This is a genomic window from Phytobacter sp. (assembly GCF_059074235.1).
In genome coordinates, this window is sequence record NZ_JCACPZ010000008.1 from 476,646 (window position 1) to 494,274 (window position 17,629).

General features: G+C 55.6%; 16 protein-coding genes and 5 pseudogenes. 2 read left to right on the top strand and 19 right to left on the bottom strand.

The annotated features are described in order from the left end of the window. Positions 1 to 29 precede the first annotated feature (29 nt). From iscX to trmJ, 11 genes and pseudogenes are all read right to left on the bottom strand, one after another. On the bottom strand, positions 30 to 230 hold the full coding sequence (gene iscX / locus AC5JPW_RS20025; RefSeq protein WP_494242857.1) for a Fe-S cluster assembly protein IscX: 201 nt from the start codon (positions 228 to 230) through the stop codon (positions 30 to 32). Between the two features lies 1 nt (position 231). Next, positions 232 to 567: an ISC system 2Fe-2S type ferredoxin gene (gene fdx, locus AC5JPW_RS20030; RefSeq protein WP_494242858.1), complete on the bottom strand. Its 336-nt coding sequence runs from the start codon at positions 565 to 567 to the stop codon at positions 232 to 234. Between the two features lies 1 nt (position 568). Beyond that, on the bottom strand, positions 569 to 1,375 hold the full coding sequence (locus tag AC5JPW_RS20035; protein WP_494242859.1) for an Hsp70 family protein: 807 nt from the start codon (positions 1,373 to 1,375) through the stop codon (positions 569 to 571). Continuing rightward, positions 1,329 to 2,006, bottom strand: a pseudogene (locus tag AC5JPW_RS20040) (Hsp70 family protein). Before AC5JPW_RS20040 ends, AC5JPW_RS20035 begins: the two are co-directional and overlap by 47 nt. Before the next feature lie 214 nt (positions 2,007 to 2,220). Further along, a complete protein-coding gene (locus AC5JPW_RS20045; RefSeq protein ID WP_494242860.1) occupies positions 2,221 to 2,427 on the bottom strand; it encodes an Hsp70 family protein in 207 nt (68 codons plus the stop codon). A 15-nt stretch (positions 2,428 to 2,442) separates the two neighbouring features. Beyond that, positions 2,443 to 2,961, bottom strand: a pseudogene (hscB, locus tag AC5JPW_RS20050) (co-chaperone HscB). Positions 2,962 to 3,150: 189 nt separating this feature from the next. Then, a pseudogene (gene iscA, locus AC5JPW_RS20055) lies at positions 3,151 to 3,476 on the bottom strand (iron-sulfur cluster assembly protein IscA). Between the two features lie 13 nt (positions 3,477 to 3,489). Continuing rightward, positions 3,490 to 3,877, bottom strand: a pseudogene (gene iscU / locus AC5JPW_RS20060) (Fe-S cluster assembly scaffold IscU). Positions 3,878 to 3,905: 28 nt separating this feature from the next. Next, positions 3,906 to 5,123 (bottom strand): annotated as a pseudogene (gene iscS / locus AC5JPW_RS20065) (cysteine desulfurase). 256 nt (positions 5,124 to 5,379) lie between these two features. Further along, positions 5,380 to 5,871, bottom strand: coding sequence for a Fe-S cluster assembly transcriptional regulator IscR (gene iscR / locus AC5JPW_RS20070; protein ID WP_458046196.1), 492 nt, complete (start codon positions 5,869 to 5,871; stop codon positions 5,380 to 5,382). 215 nt (positions 5,872 to 6,086) lie between these two features. Then, the gene (gene trmJ / locus AC5JPW_RS20075; RefSeq protein WP_494242861.1) at positions 6,087 to 6,824 is read right to left on the bottom strand and encodes a tRNA (cytosine(32)/uridine(32)-2'-O)-methyltransferase TrmJ; all 738 of its coding nucleotides are present in this window, start codon (positions 6,822 to 6,824) and stop codon (positions 6,087 to 6,089) included. A 118-nt stretch (positions 6,825 to 6,942) separates the two neighbouring features. Between trmJ and suhB the strand changes: the two genes are divergently transcribed. Beyond that, entirely contained in the window at positions 6,943 to 7,746 is an 804-nt protein-coding gene (gene suhB / locus AC5JPW_RS20080) for an inositol-1-monophosphatase (RefSeq protein WP_494242862.1), read from the top strand. A gap of 39 nt (positions 7,747 to 7,785) precedes the next feature. Here suhB and AC5JPW_RS20085 read toward each other — a convergent pair whose 3' ends face one another. Continuing rightward, entirely contained in the window at positions 7,786 to 8,763 is a 978-nt protein-coding gene (locus AC5JPW_RS20085) for a nickel/cobalt transporter (RefSeq protein WP_494242863.1), read from the bottom strand. Beyond that, positions 8,754 to 9,392 (bottom strand): DUF1007 family protein, encoded by a 639-nt coding sequence (locus AC5JPW_RS20090; protein WP_494242864.1) that lies wholly within the window; start codon positions 9,390 to 9,392, stop codon positions 8,754 to 8,756. Before AC5JPW_RS20090 ends, AC5JPW_RS20085 begins: the two co-directional genes overlap by 10 nt. 124 nt (positions 9,393 to 9,516) lie before the next feature. On the opposite strand from AC5JPW_RS20090, the gene csiE reads away from it, so the two are divergent. Continuing rightward, positions 9,517 to 10,794 (top strand): stationary phase inducible protein CsiE, encoded by a 1,278-nt coding sequence (csiE, locus tag AC5JPW_RS20095; RefSeq protein WP_494242865.1) that lies wholly within the window; start codon positions 9,517 to 9,519, stop codon positions 10,792 to 10,794. Here the strand turns inward: csiE and AC5JPW_RS20100 are convergent. The 6 genes from AC5JPW_RS20100 to AC5JPW_RS20125 form a co-directional block, all read right to left on the bottom strand. After that, positions 10,791 to 11,930: a 3-phenylpropionate MFS transporter gene (locus AC5JPW_RS20100; protein ID WP_494242866.1), complete on the bottom strand. Its 1,140-nt coding sequence runs from the start codon at positions 11,928 to 11,930 to the stop codon at positions 10,791 to 10,793. The genes csiE and AC5JPW_RS20100 overlap by 4 nt on opposite strands. A gap of 101 nt (positions 11,931 to 12,031) precedes the next feature. Next, positions 12,032 to 12,895 carry an aldose 1-epimerase gene (locus AC5JPW_RS20105; protein WP_494242867.1) on the bottom strand — a complete coding sequence of 288 codons (864 nt, stop codon included), beginning with the start codon at positions 12,893 to 12,895 and terminating at the stop codon, positions 12,032 to 12,034. Between the two features lie 11 nt (positions 12,896 to 12,906). Continuing rightward, on the bottom strand, positions 12,907 to 13,968 hold the full coding sequence (locus tag AC5JPW_RS20110) for a zinc-dependent alcohol dehydrogenase family protein (protein ID WP_494243890.1): 1,062 nt from the start codon (positions 13,966 to 13,968) through the stop codon (positions 12,907 to 12,909). 61 nt (positions 13,969 to 14,029) lie between these two features. Continuing rightward, positions 14,030 to 15,025, bottom strand: coding sequence for an ABC transporter permease (locus AC5JPW_RS20115; protein WP_494242868.1), 996 nt, complete (start codon positions 15,023 to 15,025; stop codon positions 14,030 to 14,032). A gap of 25 nt (positions 15,026 to 15,050) precedes the next feature. Continuing rightward, complete coding sequence (locus tag AC5JPW_RS20120; protein WP_494242869.1) at positions 15,051 to 16,562, bottom strand: sugar ABC transporter ATP-binding protein; 1,512 nt, start codon at positions 16,560 to 16,562, stop codon at positions 15,051 to 15,053. A 12-nt stretch (positions 16,563 to 16,574) separates the two neighbouring features. Beyond that, on the bottom strand, positions 16,575 to 17,558 hold the full coding sequence (locus AC5JPW_RS20125; protein ID WP_494242870.1) for a substrate-binding domain-containing protein: 984 nt from the start codon (positions 17,556 to 17,558) through the stop codon (positions 16,575 to 16,577). Between the last annotated feature and the right edge of the window lie 71 nt (positions 17,559 to 17,629).

Sequence of the window (17,629 nt, forward strand, 5' to 3'; positions counted from 1 at the left end):
ACGGGCCGCCAGAAGGCAGCCCGTCGATATCAAGATGCTTCGTCTAACCAGACTAGCAGAATTGCCTCGAGAATTTTTTCGTTCGATGCGTTTGGATCATCATCGAAGTCTTCCAGATTGCAAATCCACTGGTGCATGTCAGTGAAGCGTACGGTCTTCGGATCGAGATCCGGGAAGGTATCGTACAGGGCTTCGCCAATTTCGCGGCTGTCGGTCCATTTCAGTGACATATTAGTGCTCCCGCGCGTGATTGATGGTGTAGCGAGGAATCTCCACCACCAGGTCTTCGTCGGTGACGCGCGCCTGACAGCTCAGACGACTTTCCGGTTCCAGACCCCAGGCTTTATCCAGCATGTCGTCTTCATCTTCGGTGCTTTCCGGCAACGAATCAAAACCTTCACGCACGACACAGTGGCAGGTGGTGCAAGCGCAGGATTTCTCACAGGCGTGTTCAAGCTCGATACCGCCACGCAGGGCCACATCAAGAATGGTTTCGCCGATATTTGCTTCCATAACTACGCCATCGGGACACAGGTCCTGATGAGGCAGAAAAACGATCTTAGGCATGTTAAACCTCGTCGACGGAATGGCCTTTTAACGCGGTGCGTACGGACTGATCCATACGGCGCGCGGCGAATTCCTGGGTTTGTTTATCTACATTTTTAATAGCGTGTTCAATGGCGTCGGTATCATTGCCCTGGGCAACGGCAACAAGTTGCTCAATTGCTTCGTCAATGACCGCACGCTCTGCGGCGCTGAGCAGCGCGGCATCTGTTGCCAGCGCACCGGTCAGGCTCTCCAGTACGCGGGCGGCTTCCACTTGCTGTTCGGCGAGCATACGTGCTTTCACGTCCTGCTCGGCAAAGCTCATGGAATCCTTAATCATGGTGGCGATTTCGTTGTCGGTCAGACCGTAAGACGGCTTCACCTGAATCGCCGCTTCAACACCGGTGGATTTCTCCATCGCGGTCACGCTGAGCAGGCCGTCAGCATCCACCTGGAAGGTGACGCGAATATGCGCGCCGCCCGCAGGCATCGCTGGGATCCCGCGCAGGGCAAAACGCGCCAGAGAACGGCAGTCCTGCACCAGTTCACGCTCGCCTTGCATCACGTGGATAGACATCGCCGTCTGGCCGTCTTTAAAGGTAGTGAACTCCTGCGCACGCGCCACCGGAATCGTGGTATTACGCGGGATCACTTTCTCCACCAGACCGCCCATGGTTTCCAGACCGAGTGACAGCGGGATAACGTCGAGCAGAAGCATGTCGCTGTCCGGCTTATTTCCTACCAGAATGTCGGCCTGAATCGCCGCACCAATGGCAACCACTTTATCCGGATCGATGGACGTCAGCGGTGTGACGGCCAAAAAATTCACCCACCCGTTCACGCACCAGTGGTACGCGAGTTGAGCCGCCGACCATCACCACTTCCAGCACTTCATCAGCTTCCACACCCGCGTCTTTCAAGCGCGCGACGGCAAGAGAGTAACGTGCGTTTTACCAGCGAGGAAATCAATCTCTTCGAACTGTTCGCGAGTCACGGATCCCTTCCAGCCCGCGACCTCAACGGTAACTGAAGCTGCATCGCTCAAGGGCAATTTTTGCCGCAATCGCCGCATCCAGCAATTCGCGCTGTAGACGATTATCGCCATGCGCCGGCAGGTTCCCCTGCTCGCGAATGAAGTCCGCCAGCAGATGATCAAAGTCATCTCCGCCGAGTGCGGAGTCGCCGCCCGTCGCCAGCACTTCAAATACTCCGCGGCTTAAGCGCAGAATTGAAATATCAAAGGTGCCGCCGCCGAGGTCATAAACCGCGATCACCCCTTCTTTGCCAGAATCCAGGCCGTAGGCAATCGCCGCTGCCGTGGGCTCATTCAGCAAACGCAGTACATGCAAACCCGCCAGGCGTGCAGCATCTTTGGTGCCCTGACGTTGAGCATCATCAAAATAGGCAGGTACGGTAATGACGACGCCATCCAGTTCCCCGGAGAGGGACGTCCTGGGCACGCAGTGCCAGTGATTTCAAAATATCCGCGGAAACGCGGATGGGGTTCACCAGACCGGCACTGGTCGCAATCATCGGCAGACCATTTTCACTGGCCTGCAACTGGTACGGCAAGTGCGGATAACGCGCCTGGATATCCGCTCAGCGCAGCGGCCCATCATGCGTTTTACCGAACTGATGGTGTTAACCGGATCCTGAGCGGCGTTGGCGCGCGCGTCAAAACCGACCAATGTGCCCCTGGGACTGGTAATGCACCACGGAGGGTAATAAATGGCGGCCTTCGCTGTCAGCCAGCGTTTCCGCCTGACCGCTACGTACGGTTGCCACCAGAGAATTTGTGGTGCCTAAATCGATACCCGCCGCCAGACGACGCTGATGCGGCGCGGCGCTCAGACCTGGCTCACTAATTTGTAATAAGGCCATAATGTGCTTCCAAAATTAAAAACCGAGCAGTTTTTCTTCGAGTTGTTCTGTTGAGCTGCGCAGTTTATCCAGAAAACGCAGTTTACGCACGGTATCCGCCGCCACATCCCACGTTTCATTATTGAATTGTTCAACCATCAATTGATGACGGGCGTCATACATCTTTTTGACACGCAGGACAAAGGCTTCAAGACGCTCAGCATCCCGCGGCGGTGCCAATCTCATCGAGCTCTTCACGCAGCTCCAGTTGCTCCATCAGGAATGCGGTATCACGCACTGTGTGCTGCTCAGAGGTCAAGATCAAAGCCGTGAAGAGAAAGCAGATACTCTGCCCGCGCTAAGCGGGTGGCGTAGCGTTTGCCAGGCCTGATTGATGGTCGCAGATTGCTGCACAGACGCGAGTTGTTCCGCTGACGTGCCGCTGGCGAATTTATCAGGGTGGTACTGGCGCTGGAGATCCTGAAACCGGGTGGTCAGTGCCGGGATATCGACTTGATAGTGGGGGGATAGCCCAAAAAGGGTGAAGTAATCCATAAGACGGCCTGCTAAACAAACCCCACGCACAGTATGACTCTTCATCCTTCACACTGCTTCGACGTCGGCTGCGGTCAAAATCCCAGTCACATAGTTATCTATGCTCCTGGGAATTTCTCACTTGCCGCCTTGACTCAGCGCGAATGATTTTGAGTCTTTGCTATGGCGGGGCTTATCGGTAACACGCGATTAAACGTTGAAGCTTTCGCCGCAACCGCACTCATCTTTCACGTTCGGGTTAGTAAACTTAAACCCTTCGTTAAGACCTTCTTTCACGAAGTCCAGTTGCGGTGCCGTCGAGGAATTGCAGGCTCTTGCCATCGATAACGACCTTCACACCTTTATCTTCAAACACGGTATCTTCCGATTCCGGTTGCGTCGACGAATTCCAGTACGTAGGCCATGCCAGAACAACCAGAAGTTCTGACCCCCAGACGCAGGCCAAACCCTTTACCGCGGTTGGCCAGAAAGTTATTCACTCGCGCTGCAGCACTGTCGCTCAGGGTAATCGACATACAATGCCCTCAATTATTTCGCTTCACGTTTGCTTTTGTAATCCGCAATAGCGGCTTTAATCGCATCTTCTGCCAAAATAGAGCAGTGGATTTTTACCGGCGGTAATTCCAGCTCTTCGGCGATGTCGGTGTTCTTGATTGCCTGCGCTTCGTCGAGGGATTTGCCCTTTCACCCACTCGGTCACGAGTGAGCTGGAAGCGATAGCAGAACCGCAACCGTAAGTCTTGAAGCGAGCGTCTTCAATGATACCCTCATTGTTGACTTTAATCTGCAACTTCATCACGTCGCCGCAGGCCGGTGCACCCACCATGCCGCTGCCCACGCTCTCGTCGCTGTTGTCGAAAGAACCCACGTTGCGCGGATTCTCATAATGATCGATTACTTTTTCGCTGTAAGCCATGTTCTGTTTCTCCTGATTCCGCTGCCGATTAGTGATGTGACCATTCAATGCTGTTCAGATCCACGCCCTGCTTGAACATTTCCCACAGACGGAGAAAGGTCGCGCAGACGGCCAATGGAGTTACGAACCAGCTTGATGGTGTAATCAATTTCTTCTTCGGTGGTGAAGCGACCTAAGGAGAAACGAATGGAGCTGTGTGCCAGCTCATCAGTCATGCCCAGTGCACGCAGCACGTAGGATGGCTCAAGGCTTGCGGAAGTACAGGCTGAACCAGAGGAAACGGCCAGGTCTTTCAGCGCCATGATCAGCGATTCGCCTTCAACGTAGTTAAAGCTGACGTTGAGGATGTTCGGTGCGCCCTGCTGCGAGGTCACCGTTCAGGTAAACCTCTTCCATATCTTTCACGCCTTCCCACAGACGGTTACGCAGACCGCGCAGACGCGCCATCTCGGTTTCCATCTCTTCTTTGGCAATACGGTAAGCTTCACCCATGCCAACGATCTGGTGAACAGGCAGGGTACCGGAACGCATGCCGCGCTCGTGACCACCGCCGTGCATTTGCGCTTCGATACGGATACGCGGTTTACGACGCACGTACAGCGCGCCGATGCCTTTCGGGCCGTAGATTTTGTGGCCGGAGAAGGACATCAGATCCACTTTCAGCTGGCTCAGATCGATAGGCAGTTTGCCCACGCTCTGGGTTGCATCAACGTGGTAGATAATGCCGCGCGCACGGCACATTTCGCCGATGGTCGCGATGTCCTGCACCACGCCGATTTCGTTGTTCACGTGCATGATTGAAACGAGGATGGTGTCATCACGCATCGCGGCTTCGAGTTCTTTGAGGTCGATAATGCCGTTGCGCTGCAGGGGCAAGGTAGGTGACGTCAAAACCTTCACGCTCGAGCTGACGACAGGTGTCCAGCACGGCTTTGTGTTCGGTTTTGCTGGTAATAACGTGCTTGCCTTTTTTCTGGTAGAAGTTAGCCGCACCTTTAATTGCCAGGTTGTCAGATTCGGTCGCGCCGGAGGTGAAAACAATTTCACGCGGATCGGCACCAACCAGCTCAGCAATCTGATTACGGGCGATATCAACCGCCTCTTCAGCATGCCAGCCAAAACGGTGTGAACGGGAAGCTGGGTTACCAAAGTTTCCGTCCAGGGTCAGACACTGCATCATTTTCTCAGCAACACGCGAGTCCACCGGCGTCGTTGCGGAGTAATCGAGATAAATCGGTAATTTCATTGCTCTTTAACTCCGTACATCACTCAATGCAATGAACCAGGCTTTCGGCTCGGATGTTCAGCCGTTATACGGGGTGAGTGCCCACCCCGGCCTGATTCTGAATTCTTTTTTACGCTTTATCCTTACGGGCCTGCGGTGCGTCAAGGCGGCTAGCTTGTCCCTCACCCCAGGCAGCTTACATGAGTAAGCTGACTGGGGATTGCACTCAGTTGCCGCCTACGCAGCAGCAACCCGAATGATTCAGCGTACGGGTATGTTATGCGCGCAGCTTGACGTCGATTGCGTCCTGGCCACGGGTCGTGCGTTGGGTTTCGTGCGAATGCTGACGATCGGACACATCCAGGATTTCCTGGTTATTTACCAGTTCACCCAGGGTGATGTTGTTTAAGAAGCCGGTCAGACGATCGCTCAGATCACGCCACAATGCATGAGTCAGGCATTTGTCGCCGCCCTGGCAGCCGGTTTTACCCTGGCAACGGGTTGCATCAACAGATTCGTCAACGGCACTGATCACTTCGCCAACAGCAATGCTGCTTGCGTCTTTACCCAGCAGGTAACCGCCACCCGGGCCACGTACGCTGGCAACAAGGCCATTTTTACGCAAGCGGGAGAAAAGCTGTTCCAGATAAGAAAGGGAAATCCCCTGACGCTCGGAAATATCAGCCAACGGTACCGGACCCGTTTCAGAGTTGAGCGCAACGTCCAGCATTGCGGTCACGGCATAACGCCCTTTAGATGTCAGTCTCATGTCTTAACTTAGCCTCAAACTCGCCCCTGCCCGGGGTTTTTATTAAAATTTCAAATAATGTCGCATAGCGGAGGCAAGTCTGACATTCCTGACTAAATTGGTCAACTATTTACTTGACTGTTTTAGTCAGGTATTTAGCGTTTACGTGCCCTTTTACGTTAAGCTGCAGTTTGCAGCCCGTATCCCTCCCCCATCGAGGAGAGGGATGAGCAAGACTATTGCTTTTCTTGAGTTTTTTGTTCAATAGAGGCCAGCATACCGCGCAAAATATTGAGCTCCTGGCTCTCCGGACGGGCGCGTGTAAACAGCCGACGCAGCCTGCTCATCACCTGCCCAGGGTGGTTTTCACGGATAAAACCGGTAGAGAGCAGGGTCTTTTCCAGGTGTCCATAGAAGCGCTCCAGGTCATCCACCAATGGGTATGCCTCTTCTTCTATAGGTTCTGCCGGATTGTTTTCTTCCTGCGTTGCCAGCCAGGCCATGCGCACTTCATAGGCGATCACCTGGACTGCCATCGCCAGGTTCAGCGAGCTGTATTCCGGGTTGGCCGCAATGGCGACGTGGTAATGGCATTTTTGCAGTTCGTCATTGGTCAGCCCAACGCGTTCACGGCCAAAAACTAATGCCACGGGCGCATGCTTTCCTTCCGCAACGCTTTTCAGACCACATTCGCGAGGATCAAGCATTGGCCAGGGGAGCGTACGGGAGCGTGCGCTGGTGCCCACCACCAGGCTACAACCCGCGAGTGCTTCGTCCAGCGTATCGACGATCTGCGCGTTGCCAATCACGTCGCTGGCTCCTGCCGCCAGGGCGATGGCCTGGGAATCCGGTTTCACCAGCGGGTTTACCAGCCACAGGTTGGTCAAACCCATTGTTTTCATTGCGCGGGCAACAGAGCCCATGTTGCCGGTGTGAGAGGTCTCCACCAGTACGATTCGAATATTTTGCAGCATAGTTTTTCTACGGCTAAAGAATATTTGTGCATATTATCATAAACCGAAGACATATTCCGAATACGCTGCTATCATACGCGCCGTTTTCCCGTTCTTTAACATCCAGTGAGAGAGACCGATGCATCCGATGCTGACCATCGCCGTGCGCGCAGCGCGCAAGGCGGGTAATTTAATTGCCAAACACTACGAAACACCAGATTCCGTAGAATCCAGCCAGAAAGGCAGCAATGACTTTGTGACTAACGTCGATAAAGCCGCAGAAGCGCTTATTATCGAAACCATTCGCAAATCTTACCCGCAACACTCCATCGTCACCGAAGAAAGCGGTGAACATGAAGGCGAAGATCAGGATGTTCAATGGGTTATCGATCCACTGGATGGCACCACCAACTTTATTAAACGTCTCCCACACTTCTCCGTTTCTATCGCTGTACGCATCAAAGGCCGTACTGAAGTGGCGGTTGTTTACGATCCAATGCGCAATGAACTGTTCACGGCAACTCGCGGCCAGGGTGCACAGCTGAACGGTTACCGTCTGCGCGGCAGCATTGCCCGCGATCTGGACGGCACCATTCTGGCAACCGGCTTCCCGTTCAAAGTGAAACAGCACGCCAAGCCGTACATCAACATCGTTGGTAAACTGTTTACCGAATGCGCTGACTTCCGTCGCACCGGTTCCGCTGCGCTGGATCTGGCCTATGTAGCCGCAGGCCGCGTTGACGGCTTCTTCGAAATCGGCCTGAAGCCGTGGGACTTTGCTGCTGGCGAACTGCTGGTGCGTGAAGCAGGCGGCCTGGTGTGCGATTTCACCGGCGGTCATGGTTACATGATGAGCGGCAACATCGTTGCAGGTAACCCGCGCGTTGTTAAAGCGATGCTGGCCTGCATGCGTGACGAACTGAGTGAAGCGCTGAAGCGTTAATTCAGTGATGCCCTCACTCACTGAGTGAGGGCAACATAATCAAAACGGTCTTATCCCTCTGCCAACTGGCACCGCACTCATCCACATCACCACGGCAGCCGCCACCAATACCACACCGCCCGCTAACGCCAGCGTGGTCCAGCCAACCTGTTTCCAGACAGCAGGTGTTTTATTGCCACTCAGTTTGACCGCCAGCGTCCGGAAGGTATGCACCAGCAGCGCCAGTGAGCTTATGGTCAGCGACGTGCCCGCCGCCATTGCCATCGCCGACGCTACGCCCCAGCCAAACACGCCAATCACCTTACTGAACAGCAGCACCATGATGGCCCCTGAGCAGGGTCGCATTCCCATCGACAGTACAATCACCAGACGAGCCCGCCAGTCATCGCCATGCTGCAGTTGCTCCGGCGTCGGCAGGTGTTGATGCCCACAGCCGCAGTGCTCGTGGTGAACGTGATGCGGCGTAAACGTTTTAAAGGTCGGTTTACGCAAAATAGCGCGCAGCTTTTTAAGCGCCCGCCAGCAGAGTAAGCCCCCCAGCACGCCCACCAACGCATAGCTCCCCTTCTCCAGCCAGAAGCTGCTGAGATGCAACTGACGTGCAGGCAGCGCAAGCACGGAGAGCACCACCACCAGCAGCACCGCCACCAGCCCTTGCAGCAAAGAGGACGCCAGCGTCAGGCCAATACTGGATTTCAGTTTTGAAGGATGAGTCGCAAGCCAGGTCGTAATGACCACTTTGCCGTGCCCCGGCCCCAACGCATGCAGCACACCGTAGATCAAGCTGACCAACAGCAGTGAACTGCCTGCTTTAGTCGGATTCTCAGCGACCCCTTTTAGCAATACGCTAAGCTGTTGGTTGAATTCTCGCTGCCAGACAATACTCTCACGCAGTACCTGCGGCCAGGCCTGCCAAAGCCAGTACCCGCCCACCAGCACAAGTAGCAAAAAGAGGACCAGCGGCCACCACTGCCGCCAGCCGTGTTGTCGCAGGCGCGTCGTTGACATTACTGACATTTCAGGGTCACCGTTTGTGCAAATTGTTTACCCAGTTCCATGCTCTCCTCCGGCGCATCGGCTTTATCCAGTGACTGAGCATAGTCGAGCACTTCATCACCCGGGTGCGGCGTATTCACGGTCAACTTACATTTATCGCGCAGCTCCGCAGGCAAGGTCGCATCGCTGTCGTGCTCGTAACTCATATCCACATAATAGGTTGGATCAAAAGTGGCGAAGGTGTAGGTCTGCCCGCTTAGCGCCTGCGGTTCGGCAAGCGGAAGCGCAAAAGTCAGCACCGCCTGGTGACCGTCACGTTCCATCCCATAGTGCAGCGGTCGGTTGAGAAATTTCACTTTTTTGCCGTTATGCCAGACTTCCGTGAAGTAGTGCTGCCCTAGCACATTCGCCATGACTTCAGCGGCGAGTTTCTTCCAGATTTCCTCACCGGGTTTGGCGTCCCCGGCATCATAAAGTAAATCCGCCGAGGTAATTTCATCCATCGTCCAGCGCATCTCAAGCCCCGTCCACTGGTCATTCGTCACTAATACCCCGGTTTTCAGACGGATAAAGCTATGAGGGTGGGCCAGCGTGGCGAATGATAAAAGTGTGAGAAAAAGCCCTAAGGCGCATTGTTTCACTGCTTGCATGTCTTCCTCACGATAAAAATTCTGTGATGCTCTCCGGCAATCCTGATGGAAAGGGCTGCGGCTGCGCTTTCGTCAATCATACCTTTAGCTATTCTTATCGAACAACCTTACTGGAACTCTGCAGATGACAATCGTAATGACGCCCCCATCTGTGCTCTCCAGTCCGCAGCGTCGCTGCCAGGTGCTACTGATGCTCGCGCTACCGGGGCAAACGGTCACCACGGATATCATTCGCGCCGTCAATGGTGTTGACGAAGAGGTCGCACGGCAGGATATTGCTGATACCGACTATGAAATCCAGCGCTACCACCGGCTGACCATCGCATCCCAACAGGATGGTAGCTATCGGATTGAAGGCACAACCCTGGACCAACGTTTATGCCAGTTACAGTGGCTACGCCGTGGCCTGCGCCTGTGTCCGCATTTTATCTCTCATCATTATGTTCCGGCACTGAAATCGGCGCTGAAACAGAGAGGCATCGCCCGTACGCTGTATGATGACACCAACCTGCGGGCGCTGATTAACCTGTGTTCGCGTCGGTTGCAACGCTCATTTGAGTGTCGGGACATTCAGTTTCTGCGCCTCTACTTGCAATACTGCCTGCTGCAAAGTCACGCTGGTTTTTCACCAGAATTCAATCCGGTGCAACACGCATGGACGCAAATGCGCGCCGAATATGCCGCAGCGCAAGAGATAGTGCACCACTGGCAGCGCCGCGTCACTCCTCTGCCTCCGGCTAACGAACATGCGTTTCTGGCACTGCTATTTATGATGCTACGTACGCCGGATCCGCTGAACGATAACCATCACCAGGATCAGCGTCTCCAGCAGGCAATCGCCAGTATGGTCGAGCGTTTCCACCAACTGGCGGACCTGCACTTCAGCGATGAACAGGGGCTCACGGATCAGCTCTATATCCATATTGCTCAGGCGCTGGATCGCAACCTGTTCGGCATTGGCATTGATAACAGTTTGCAGGAAGAAATTGTGCGGCTCTACCCGCGGCTGATCCGCACAACGCGAGAGGCGCTTGAAGTACTGGAGACGGAGTATGCACTGCGTTTCAGTGATGAAGAGGCGGGGCTGGTGGCGGTGATTTTCGGTGCCTGGCTGATGCAGGAAAGCGACCTGCATGAAAAGCAGGTGGTACTGATTACGGGTAATGAACCGCAAAGAGAGCAGGAGATTGAGCTGCAACTGCGTGAACTTACGCTGCTGCCGCTCAACATTAAATACCTGTCGGTGCGCGAGTTTCAGAATCAAGGCGCGCCGCGTGACGTGACGCTGATCGTCACTCCGTACGCTACGCCGCTGCCGCTGTTCTCAGCACCGCTGATCCATACAGATCAATCGCTCACTGAACATCAGCAGCAGCATATTCGCACCATGCTGGAGTCTTAGCGCTGCGTGATGACCTTCGGACGCAGGAACAGCGCCGGAACAACCAGCAGCGCCATCACCCAGAACAACCCCTGATGAAGGTGCTGATACAGGAAGCCGGAGATCATGGTCATCAGGGCAATACTCCCCCCCATCGCCACTGCGGAATAGACGGCCTGCAAGCGAATGATTTCGCTCTCTTTACGTGCCGCAATGTAGCGCATCCCCGCCAGATGGCAGACGGTAAAGGTCCCGCAGTGCAGGATTTGCACCACAATCAGCCACGGCAGTTCCGTCGTCCATCCCATCAGTCCCCAGCGCACCAGACCACTGAAGGCGGAAAGCAGCAACAGGTCACGGGCACTGAAGCGACGGAACAGTCGGTTGCTCAGAGTAAAGACCACCACTTCTGCGACCACACCCAGCGACCACAGATAGCCGATCGTTGAGGCAGAGTAGCCTGCTTCCTGCCAGTAGAGCGCGCTAAAGCCGTAATAGGCGGCATGGGCCCCCTGCAATAACGACACGCAGGCCAGAAAACGCCAGTTCTTGACCACCAGGTCACGCCACGCCTGCCAGCCGGTGGCATCCTGATGGCGCATCTCGCCTTGCGGCAGAATTGAAGGGCGAATCAGCATGCCAAGCAGCATGGAGACCACGCCCAGCGTCAGCATCGCCAGCACGGCGTGGTAGTCAAATTCGCTAACCAGCTTGCCGGTCGCCGCCGATCCAATCACAAAGGCAATCGAGCCCCACACGCGCACCCGGCCGTAGTCCATCGGGAACTGTTTTTGCCAGGTATTCGCAAGCGCATCGGTCAGCGGCACCAGCGGTGAGAAAAAAAGGTTAAAACCAACAATTACCACCATCAGCCAGGCCACGTTGGTTCCGGCCCAAAATCCGAGGGCAAACACCAGCGTAATCAGCGCGAGAATGCGTAACGCCTTAATAAGCAAAGAAGGATTACTGACGCGCGGGGCAATCAGCAGGCTCCCCAGAAAACGGGCGACCAGGCCTGCGCCGAGCAAAATACCGATGGTTTCAGGCGTGAGCCCCGTCCCTTTGAGCCAGACGCTCCAGAAGGGGAGAAAAATACCGTAGCTAAAAAAGTAGGTGAAATAAGCGAGCGCCAGCCAGCGCGTGGACTGCAAGACCATGAGTTCCTCCTGAATGGTGGCGATAGTCTGGAGGGAAACCGATGGGCTTGCAAGTAACAGTTAGATAACATGCCCGCCCGGTCGCGAGCAGGCATGTTTTTTCAGGAAAGCCGTTCCAGTACCATCGTCTGGCTGAGGCTGTCACCCGGTTTTAATGCGGTCAGATTTCCGCCCTGTGACCGGTGATGATCGTCCGGTGCATGGCTCATCGGTTCAATACAAAAGAAGTCAAACGCGTAGCCTTTATCAAACGCCGGGTCAGAGACAAACACAAAGTAACAAGGTGCAGCGGGTTCGGTTGTCATCCGCAGCGCGTAATCCTGTTGGCGGATGAGCGCCCCGCCGTTCCAGCCCGCAAAACCGTTGTTCACCCACTGGCGTGGTAACGCGCTCGGCGGATTGAAATCCAGTGATTCAGGCAAGCGGTTCTGGTATTCACCTGCCAGCCACTGCTCGCGTTCAAGCCAGTAACCCGACGCCTGCGCCTGCAAACGCGTCGCGTCGGTTAACGGAAAGTACGGATGCCAGCCGAGGCCAAACGGCAGCGTCTCTTCCCCCTCATTGGTGACGGTGAGCGTCACCGACATCGCCGACGGCGTAAGCTGAAAATGCTGCCGCGCCCGGTAGCGATAAACCCCATTTCGATGTTGATAAACAAGGGTCAATGTCTCGTCACTCTTCTCGTCACACTGCCAGTCGTTCAGCCAGCCGTCGCCGTGCAGGTAGTGGTTGTCCCACGCCACGTTTGGCTCCAGGTGATAAGTCTTTCCTTCCCAAACGAAGCTATTTCCGCTGACCCGGTTGCCAAAGGGCACCAGCGGGAAACAGGAGGATTCCACGGCTACGCCACTCTGTTTGCCAGGGCGCAGCAAGGGCGTGTCGTTGTGCCAGAAACCTTCAATGACCCCACCGCGTTCTGACACCGCGAGCCGTAATGCTCCATTCTGTAAGGTATAAAGCGCCATCTTGTACCTCGTCAGTCAGGGAAATTGATAACCACTTTGCCGCACTTGCCGCTCGCCATCAGCGCATAGGCCTCTCCCGCCTGCTCCAGCGAGAAACGATGGGTGATGGCATTGCGCGGCCACAGTTTCCAGTCGGTAAGATCTTTCGCACATTTTTCCATGTGGAAAAGGCTGGTCACCCAGGAGCCGATAATACGCCGTTGGTGATGCATCAGGTCGGCGCTGACTTCAAACTCCACTTTGCCGGTTTCGCCAATGTAGACCACGCGTCCCCAGTCAGCGGTAGATTGCAGAGCCAGCAGTCGCCCGGCAGCGTTACCGGAGCAGTCGAGCGCCACATCCGCGCCTCCGCGTGTGATATCCGCAATAATCGCCGGAAGCCCTTCGGTGGTCGCCAGATAACCGTGGTCCATCACCCCGAGCTGCTTGGCCATCGCCAGCCTTTCTGGCAGCATGTCCACGCCAATAACACGTTTGGCACCGCGCCCCCGCGCCAGCATCATCGCCATCATACCTACCGGGCCGAGGCCAACCACCAGCACATTATCGCTCCCGGAGACTTCCCCACGCAGAATGCCTTCATAAGCCGTACCCACACCACAACTGACAAACGCCCCGTCTTCATAGCTCAACGTTTCAGGGAGCATAATGAGATCTTTTTCTTCCGCCAGCAGGTATTCGGCGTGGCCACCATCGCGCTGCCAGCCGTAAGCGGCTTTGCCTTCTCCGGTACAGGAGATTGGGAATCCCCGGCGACAGTTTGCGCAAAATCCGCAGCCCGAGATGTGGTACACCAGCACGCGGTCACCCTCTTTGAAATGGCGACACCCTGGCCCACGCGCTACAATCTGCCCGCACGGCTCATGCCCATTGATGAAACCCTGATACAGCGGTTTATCGGGTGCCGCAGCGGTTGCCCGGTGCTGGTGGTAGATGTAATGGACATCGCTGCCGCAAATGCCCGACGACTTCATTTTAATCAGCACCTGGTTGATGCCAGGTTGCGGGACCGGCACTTCCCGTAAATCGACGGTGGAGTTGCCAGGTAAGTAAGCTGCCAGCATAGTTTTCATCATTCCCTCGTTCCTCTGTAGCCATCATGTTTGCGCCCTGTCTGGCGCAAGAGTTATTGAATCAGCGCTTATTACTGTTTCGCTGGGTCAGCAGGATGTTCGCCAGTACCGCCACCACGATGATGACGCCTCGCACCACCTGCTGGAAAAAGGAGTTAATCCCGAGCAGCACCAGCCCGTTACCGATAAGCGTGATGACCAGTACACCAAGCAGCGTGCCGAGCAGAGAACCGCGTCCACCGGAAAGCGCGGTGCCGCCAACCACGACGGCGGCAATCACATCGAACTCCAGTCCGTTAGCCGCCCCGGCGTTGCCCGAACCCAGGCGCGCCGCCAGCAGAATGCCGGTCACTGCAGCCAGCAGGCCGGACAGCGTGAAAATCAGAATGCGCACCCGTTTGACGTTGATGCCGCAAAGCTGTGCGGCGGTCGCGTTGCCGCCAACGGCAAACACCGAGCGGCCAAAAGCGGTTTTGCGGCTGATAAAGACGAACAACCCAAAAATCAGCATCATGATCAGCGCCGAAACCGGCACGCCCAGGAACTGTCCGCCGAGCCAGTCCAGCACATCGTTCTCTTCGATTGGCACCGGCAGTGCGTTGGTCATGAACAGCCCCATACCGCGCAGTGCACTCCACAACCCTAAGGTCGCCACGAAGCTCGGCACGTTAAACACGCCACGCAAAACACCCGCCAGCGTACCTAACGCGGCACCCAGCAGCAGAACCAGCAGACAGGCGATAATCAGCGGCACCTGGAATTGCAGTAAAAAAGCCAGACAGACCGAGACAAAGGCCACCATGGGCCCGACGCTGACATCAATTTCACCGGAGATAATAATCAGCGTCATCGCCCAGGCGGCAATCCCGATAGTGGCGGCATCGCGCAGCACGTTCATTTGGTTGTTGAGTGAGATAAACCCGGGTGCATTAAACGAAAACACCAGGTACAAAATGGCGATCACCACCAGCAGGCCAATCACGTTGATGTGGCGACCGACGAACTGTTTTAGCGACCCTTTTTTGCCATGCGGCAGAGTTATGGATGAGGCAGACATCGTAAATTCCTCTGTAGAGCAGTCATCAGTGGACGGACAAAATCGCGGACATCAGTGCATCCACGCTGACGGGAGAGACAAATTCGCGGGTAAACGTCCCCTGCTGAAGCAGCAGGATGCGGTCGCACACCAGCGGTAGCTCCTCTACCTCACTGGAGATAAAGACCACGCTTTTTCCTTCCTGCGCCAGTTCACGGACAATGCGATAAATTTGCTGTTTGGCTTCAATGTCGACACCGCGCGTCGGTTCATCAAGCAGCAGGATCTGGCTGCCCGCATAGACCCAACGCCCGATCACCACTTTTTGCTGATTGCCACCGGAAAGCGTGCCGATAGCGGTTTCGCTGCTGCTGGCTTTCACGCTCATGCGCTGCATGATGGACTCGGTGAAGGTTCGAATGCGATCCCATTGCAGCACGCCCCGTCGGCTGACCGAGTGGCGGTTGGTGATTACCGTGTTTTCATCCACGCCGAGCAGCGGAATGATGCCGGCCTCTTTACGGTTTTCCGGCGTATACCCCATGCCGCGCTGGATCATGGTGCCGTAGTCAGGTTTTTGCAGCGTTTCGCCGTTAAGGGTGATGACGCCCGCCTCGAAACTTTCCAGACCAACGATCGCTTTGAGCAGTTCCGTGCGCCCAGCCCCCAACAAACCGGCAATGCCCAGCACTTCTCCCCGCTGCAGATGGAATGAAATGTCTTCCAGCTTGGGCCGCATTCGTAGCCCTTTGACCTCCAGCACCGTCTCCTCATGGGAAACCGCGTGGCTGACCGGAGCAAGATCATCATGCTCGCGTCCGAGCATCAGCGAGACAATATGCCCGGTGGTGGTATTTTCCAGCGCCACATTGCCCGCCACCTGCCCGTCACGCATGATGGTGGCCGACGAGGCAATCCTGCGGATCTCCTCCATGCGGTGGCTCACGTAGATGACCGCCACGCCAAGCGCCGACATCTGTTTGACCGCTGCCATGACCAGTTCCACTTCGATGCTGGCGAGCGAACTGGTGGGTTCATCGAGAATAACCAATCCTGGTTCGCCGGCCATTACGCGAGCAATTTCCACCAGCTGTTTTTGCGCCGGACTCAGGGTTTCCACCAACGCATCCGGTTCAACATCGACACCCAGTTTTTCCAGGCACTGACGGGCCTGACGCTGCATGATTCCGTTGTCAATCATGCCGCCCTGCTTCGGCCAGTGACCGAGGCAGAGATTTTCTGCCACTGTCAGACCTTCTACCAGGCTAAGTTCCTGATAGACCGCCCGTACGCCAAGCTCCGCCGCACGGCGGGTTAAGGAGGCATCCGCACCGTCCAGCAGCGTGCCAGAGAGCCGCACTTCACCGCTGTCGAGCCGTTCACTGCCGGTCAACATACGAATGAGCGTCGATTTACCGGCACCGTTTTTACCGAGCAAGGCCCGGACTTCACCTCGGTGAAGGGTGAAATCAACGTTATCCAGCGCCACAACGCCCGGGTAACGCTTATTCCCCCCTTTCACGGAGGCGATGGGGTTTTCATGCATGACCATCGCCATATTCCGCCTCTGTCAGGGTAAGCCGTCCACGTGAGTCGCCAGCCACTGCTTGCCGTCATCCGCCTGGGTATAGAGATCGATAGGCACCTGAATCACCTTCTCTTTCGGCGGCGTTTTGTTAATAACGTTCATTGTCTGGGCAAAGACCGCATCGCCCATTTTCTTGCCGGAGATATCAACAACGGCTTTAAGCACCTGATTGTTTTGCAACTCCTGCGCAATTTCGGTGGTCATGTCAGAACCAAACACCGCAATTTTTCCGGCCTGGTTCTGGTTGCGTACCGCTTTCACCGCGCCGAGCGTTGCCCCACCCGACTCGCCCATAATGGCGTCGATATCCGGCGTTGAGATAATCAACTTCTCACCCACGGAGATGGCTTTATCGAGCACCGTCCCTTCCTGGTTAGCGACGATTTTCATCCCCGGCACTTTCGCTTTAAACGCCTCTTCGAAGCCTTTGCGGCGCTGCACGCAGACTTCATAGGCTTCACAGTTGATGACCGCAATTTTCGGCTCAGTGATGTTTTTGGCGACAAAGTACTCCGCTGCGGCCTCGCCTAATTTGCGTCCGAACTCCATCGGATCACCCACCAGCCAGGCAGAAACGTACTTATCGACCCCTTTCTGGCTAATACAGGTGTTGTAACAAAGCACCGGAATACCCGCTTCGCTGGCGCGGCGAATGGTACGACTGCTGCCGTTTTCCGAAACGGCGGAGAGAATGATGGCGTCCACGTTGCGCGCCACCAGGGTGTCGATAAACGAGCTCTCTTTCGAGATATCGCCCTGGGCATTGGTTTCAATCAACTGCACCTTCACTTCGGAGGCTTTAGCCGCATCCTGCACGCCCTGGCGCACCCCGGCGTAGTAGCCTTGTGTATCAAGATAGATAGCACCAATGGTCATCTCTTTCGGTGCCGCATGAGCAGTAAAAGCAGTGGTGAGGAGCGGGAACAGGGTCAGCGCCAAAAGCGACGCTTTTAATTTGCGGGACATAATTGTCTCCTTGTAGGGTCTTCGTTTTGTTGTGTTTACGCGCGGTAAGACGCGTGGTGTTACCTTAAATT

Bases quoted from the DNA above. Each gene is read 5' to 3' on its own strand.
- AC5JPW_RS20045 (WP_494242860.1), bottom strand. From the start codon at position 2,427: ATGGCCTTATTACAAATTAGTGAGCCAGGTCTGAGCGCCGCGCCGCAT.
- trmJ (WP_494242861.1), bottom strand. From the start codon at position 6,824: ATGCTGCAAAATATTCGAATCGTACTGGTGGAGACCTCTCACACCGGC.
- AC5JPW_RS20115 (WP_494242868.1), bottom strand. From the start codon at position 15,025: ATGTCTGCCTCATCCATAACTCTGCCGCATGGCAAAAAAGGGTCGCTA.
- AC5JPW_RS20120 (WP_494242869.1), bottom strand. From the start codon at position 16,562: ATGGCGATGGTCATGCATGAAAACCCCATCGCCTCCGTGAAAGGGGGG.
- iscX (WP_494242857.1), bottom strand. From the start codon at position 230: ATGTCACTGAAATGGACCGACAGCCGCGAAATTGGCGAAGCCCTGTAC.
- AC5JPW_RS20085 (WP_494242863.1), bottom strand. From the start codon at position 8,763: ATGTCAGTAATGTCAACGACGCGCCTGCGACAACACGGCTGGCGGCAG.
- AC5JPW_RS20125 (WP_494242870.1), bottom strand. From the start codon at position 17,558: ATGTCCCGCAAATTAAAAGCGTCGCTTTTGGCGCTGACCCTGTTCCCG.
- fdx (WP_494242858.1), bottom strand. From the start codon at position 567: ATGCCTAAGATCGTTTTTCTGCCTCATCAGGACCTGTGTCCCGATGGC.
- suhB (WP_494242862.1), top strand. From the start codon at position 6,943: ATGCATCCGATGCTGACCATCGCCGTGCGCGCAGCGCGCAAGGCGGGT.
- AC5JPW_RS20105 (WP_494242867.1), bottom strand. From the start codon at position 12,895: ATGGCGCTTTATACCTTACAGAATGGAGCATTACGGCTCGCGGTGTCA.
- iscR (WP_458046196.1), bottom strand. From the start codon at position 5,871: ATGAGACTGACATCTAAAGGGCGTTATGCCGTGACCGCAATGCTGGAC.
- csiE (WP_494242865.1), top strand. From the start codon at position 9,517: ATGACAATCGTAATGACGCCCCCATCTGTGCTCTCCAGTCCGCAGCGT.
- AC5JPW_RS20100 (WP_494242866.1), bottom strand. From the start codon at position 11,930: ATGGTCTTGCAGTCCACGCGCTGGCTGGCGCTCGCTTATTTCACCTAC.
- AC5JPW_RS20090 (WP_494242864.1), bottom strand. From the start codon at position 9,392: ATGCAAGCAGTGAAACAATGCGCCTTAGGGCTTTTTCTCACACTTTTA.
- AC5JPW_RS20110 (WP_494243890.1), bottom strand. From the start codon at position 13,968: ATGAAAACTATGCTGGCAGCTTACTTACCTGGCAACTCCACCGTCGAT.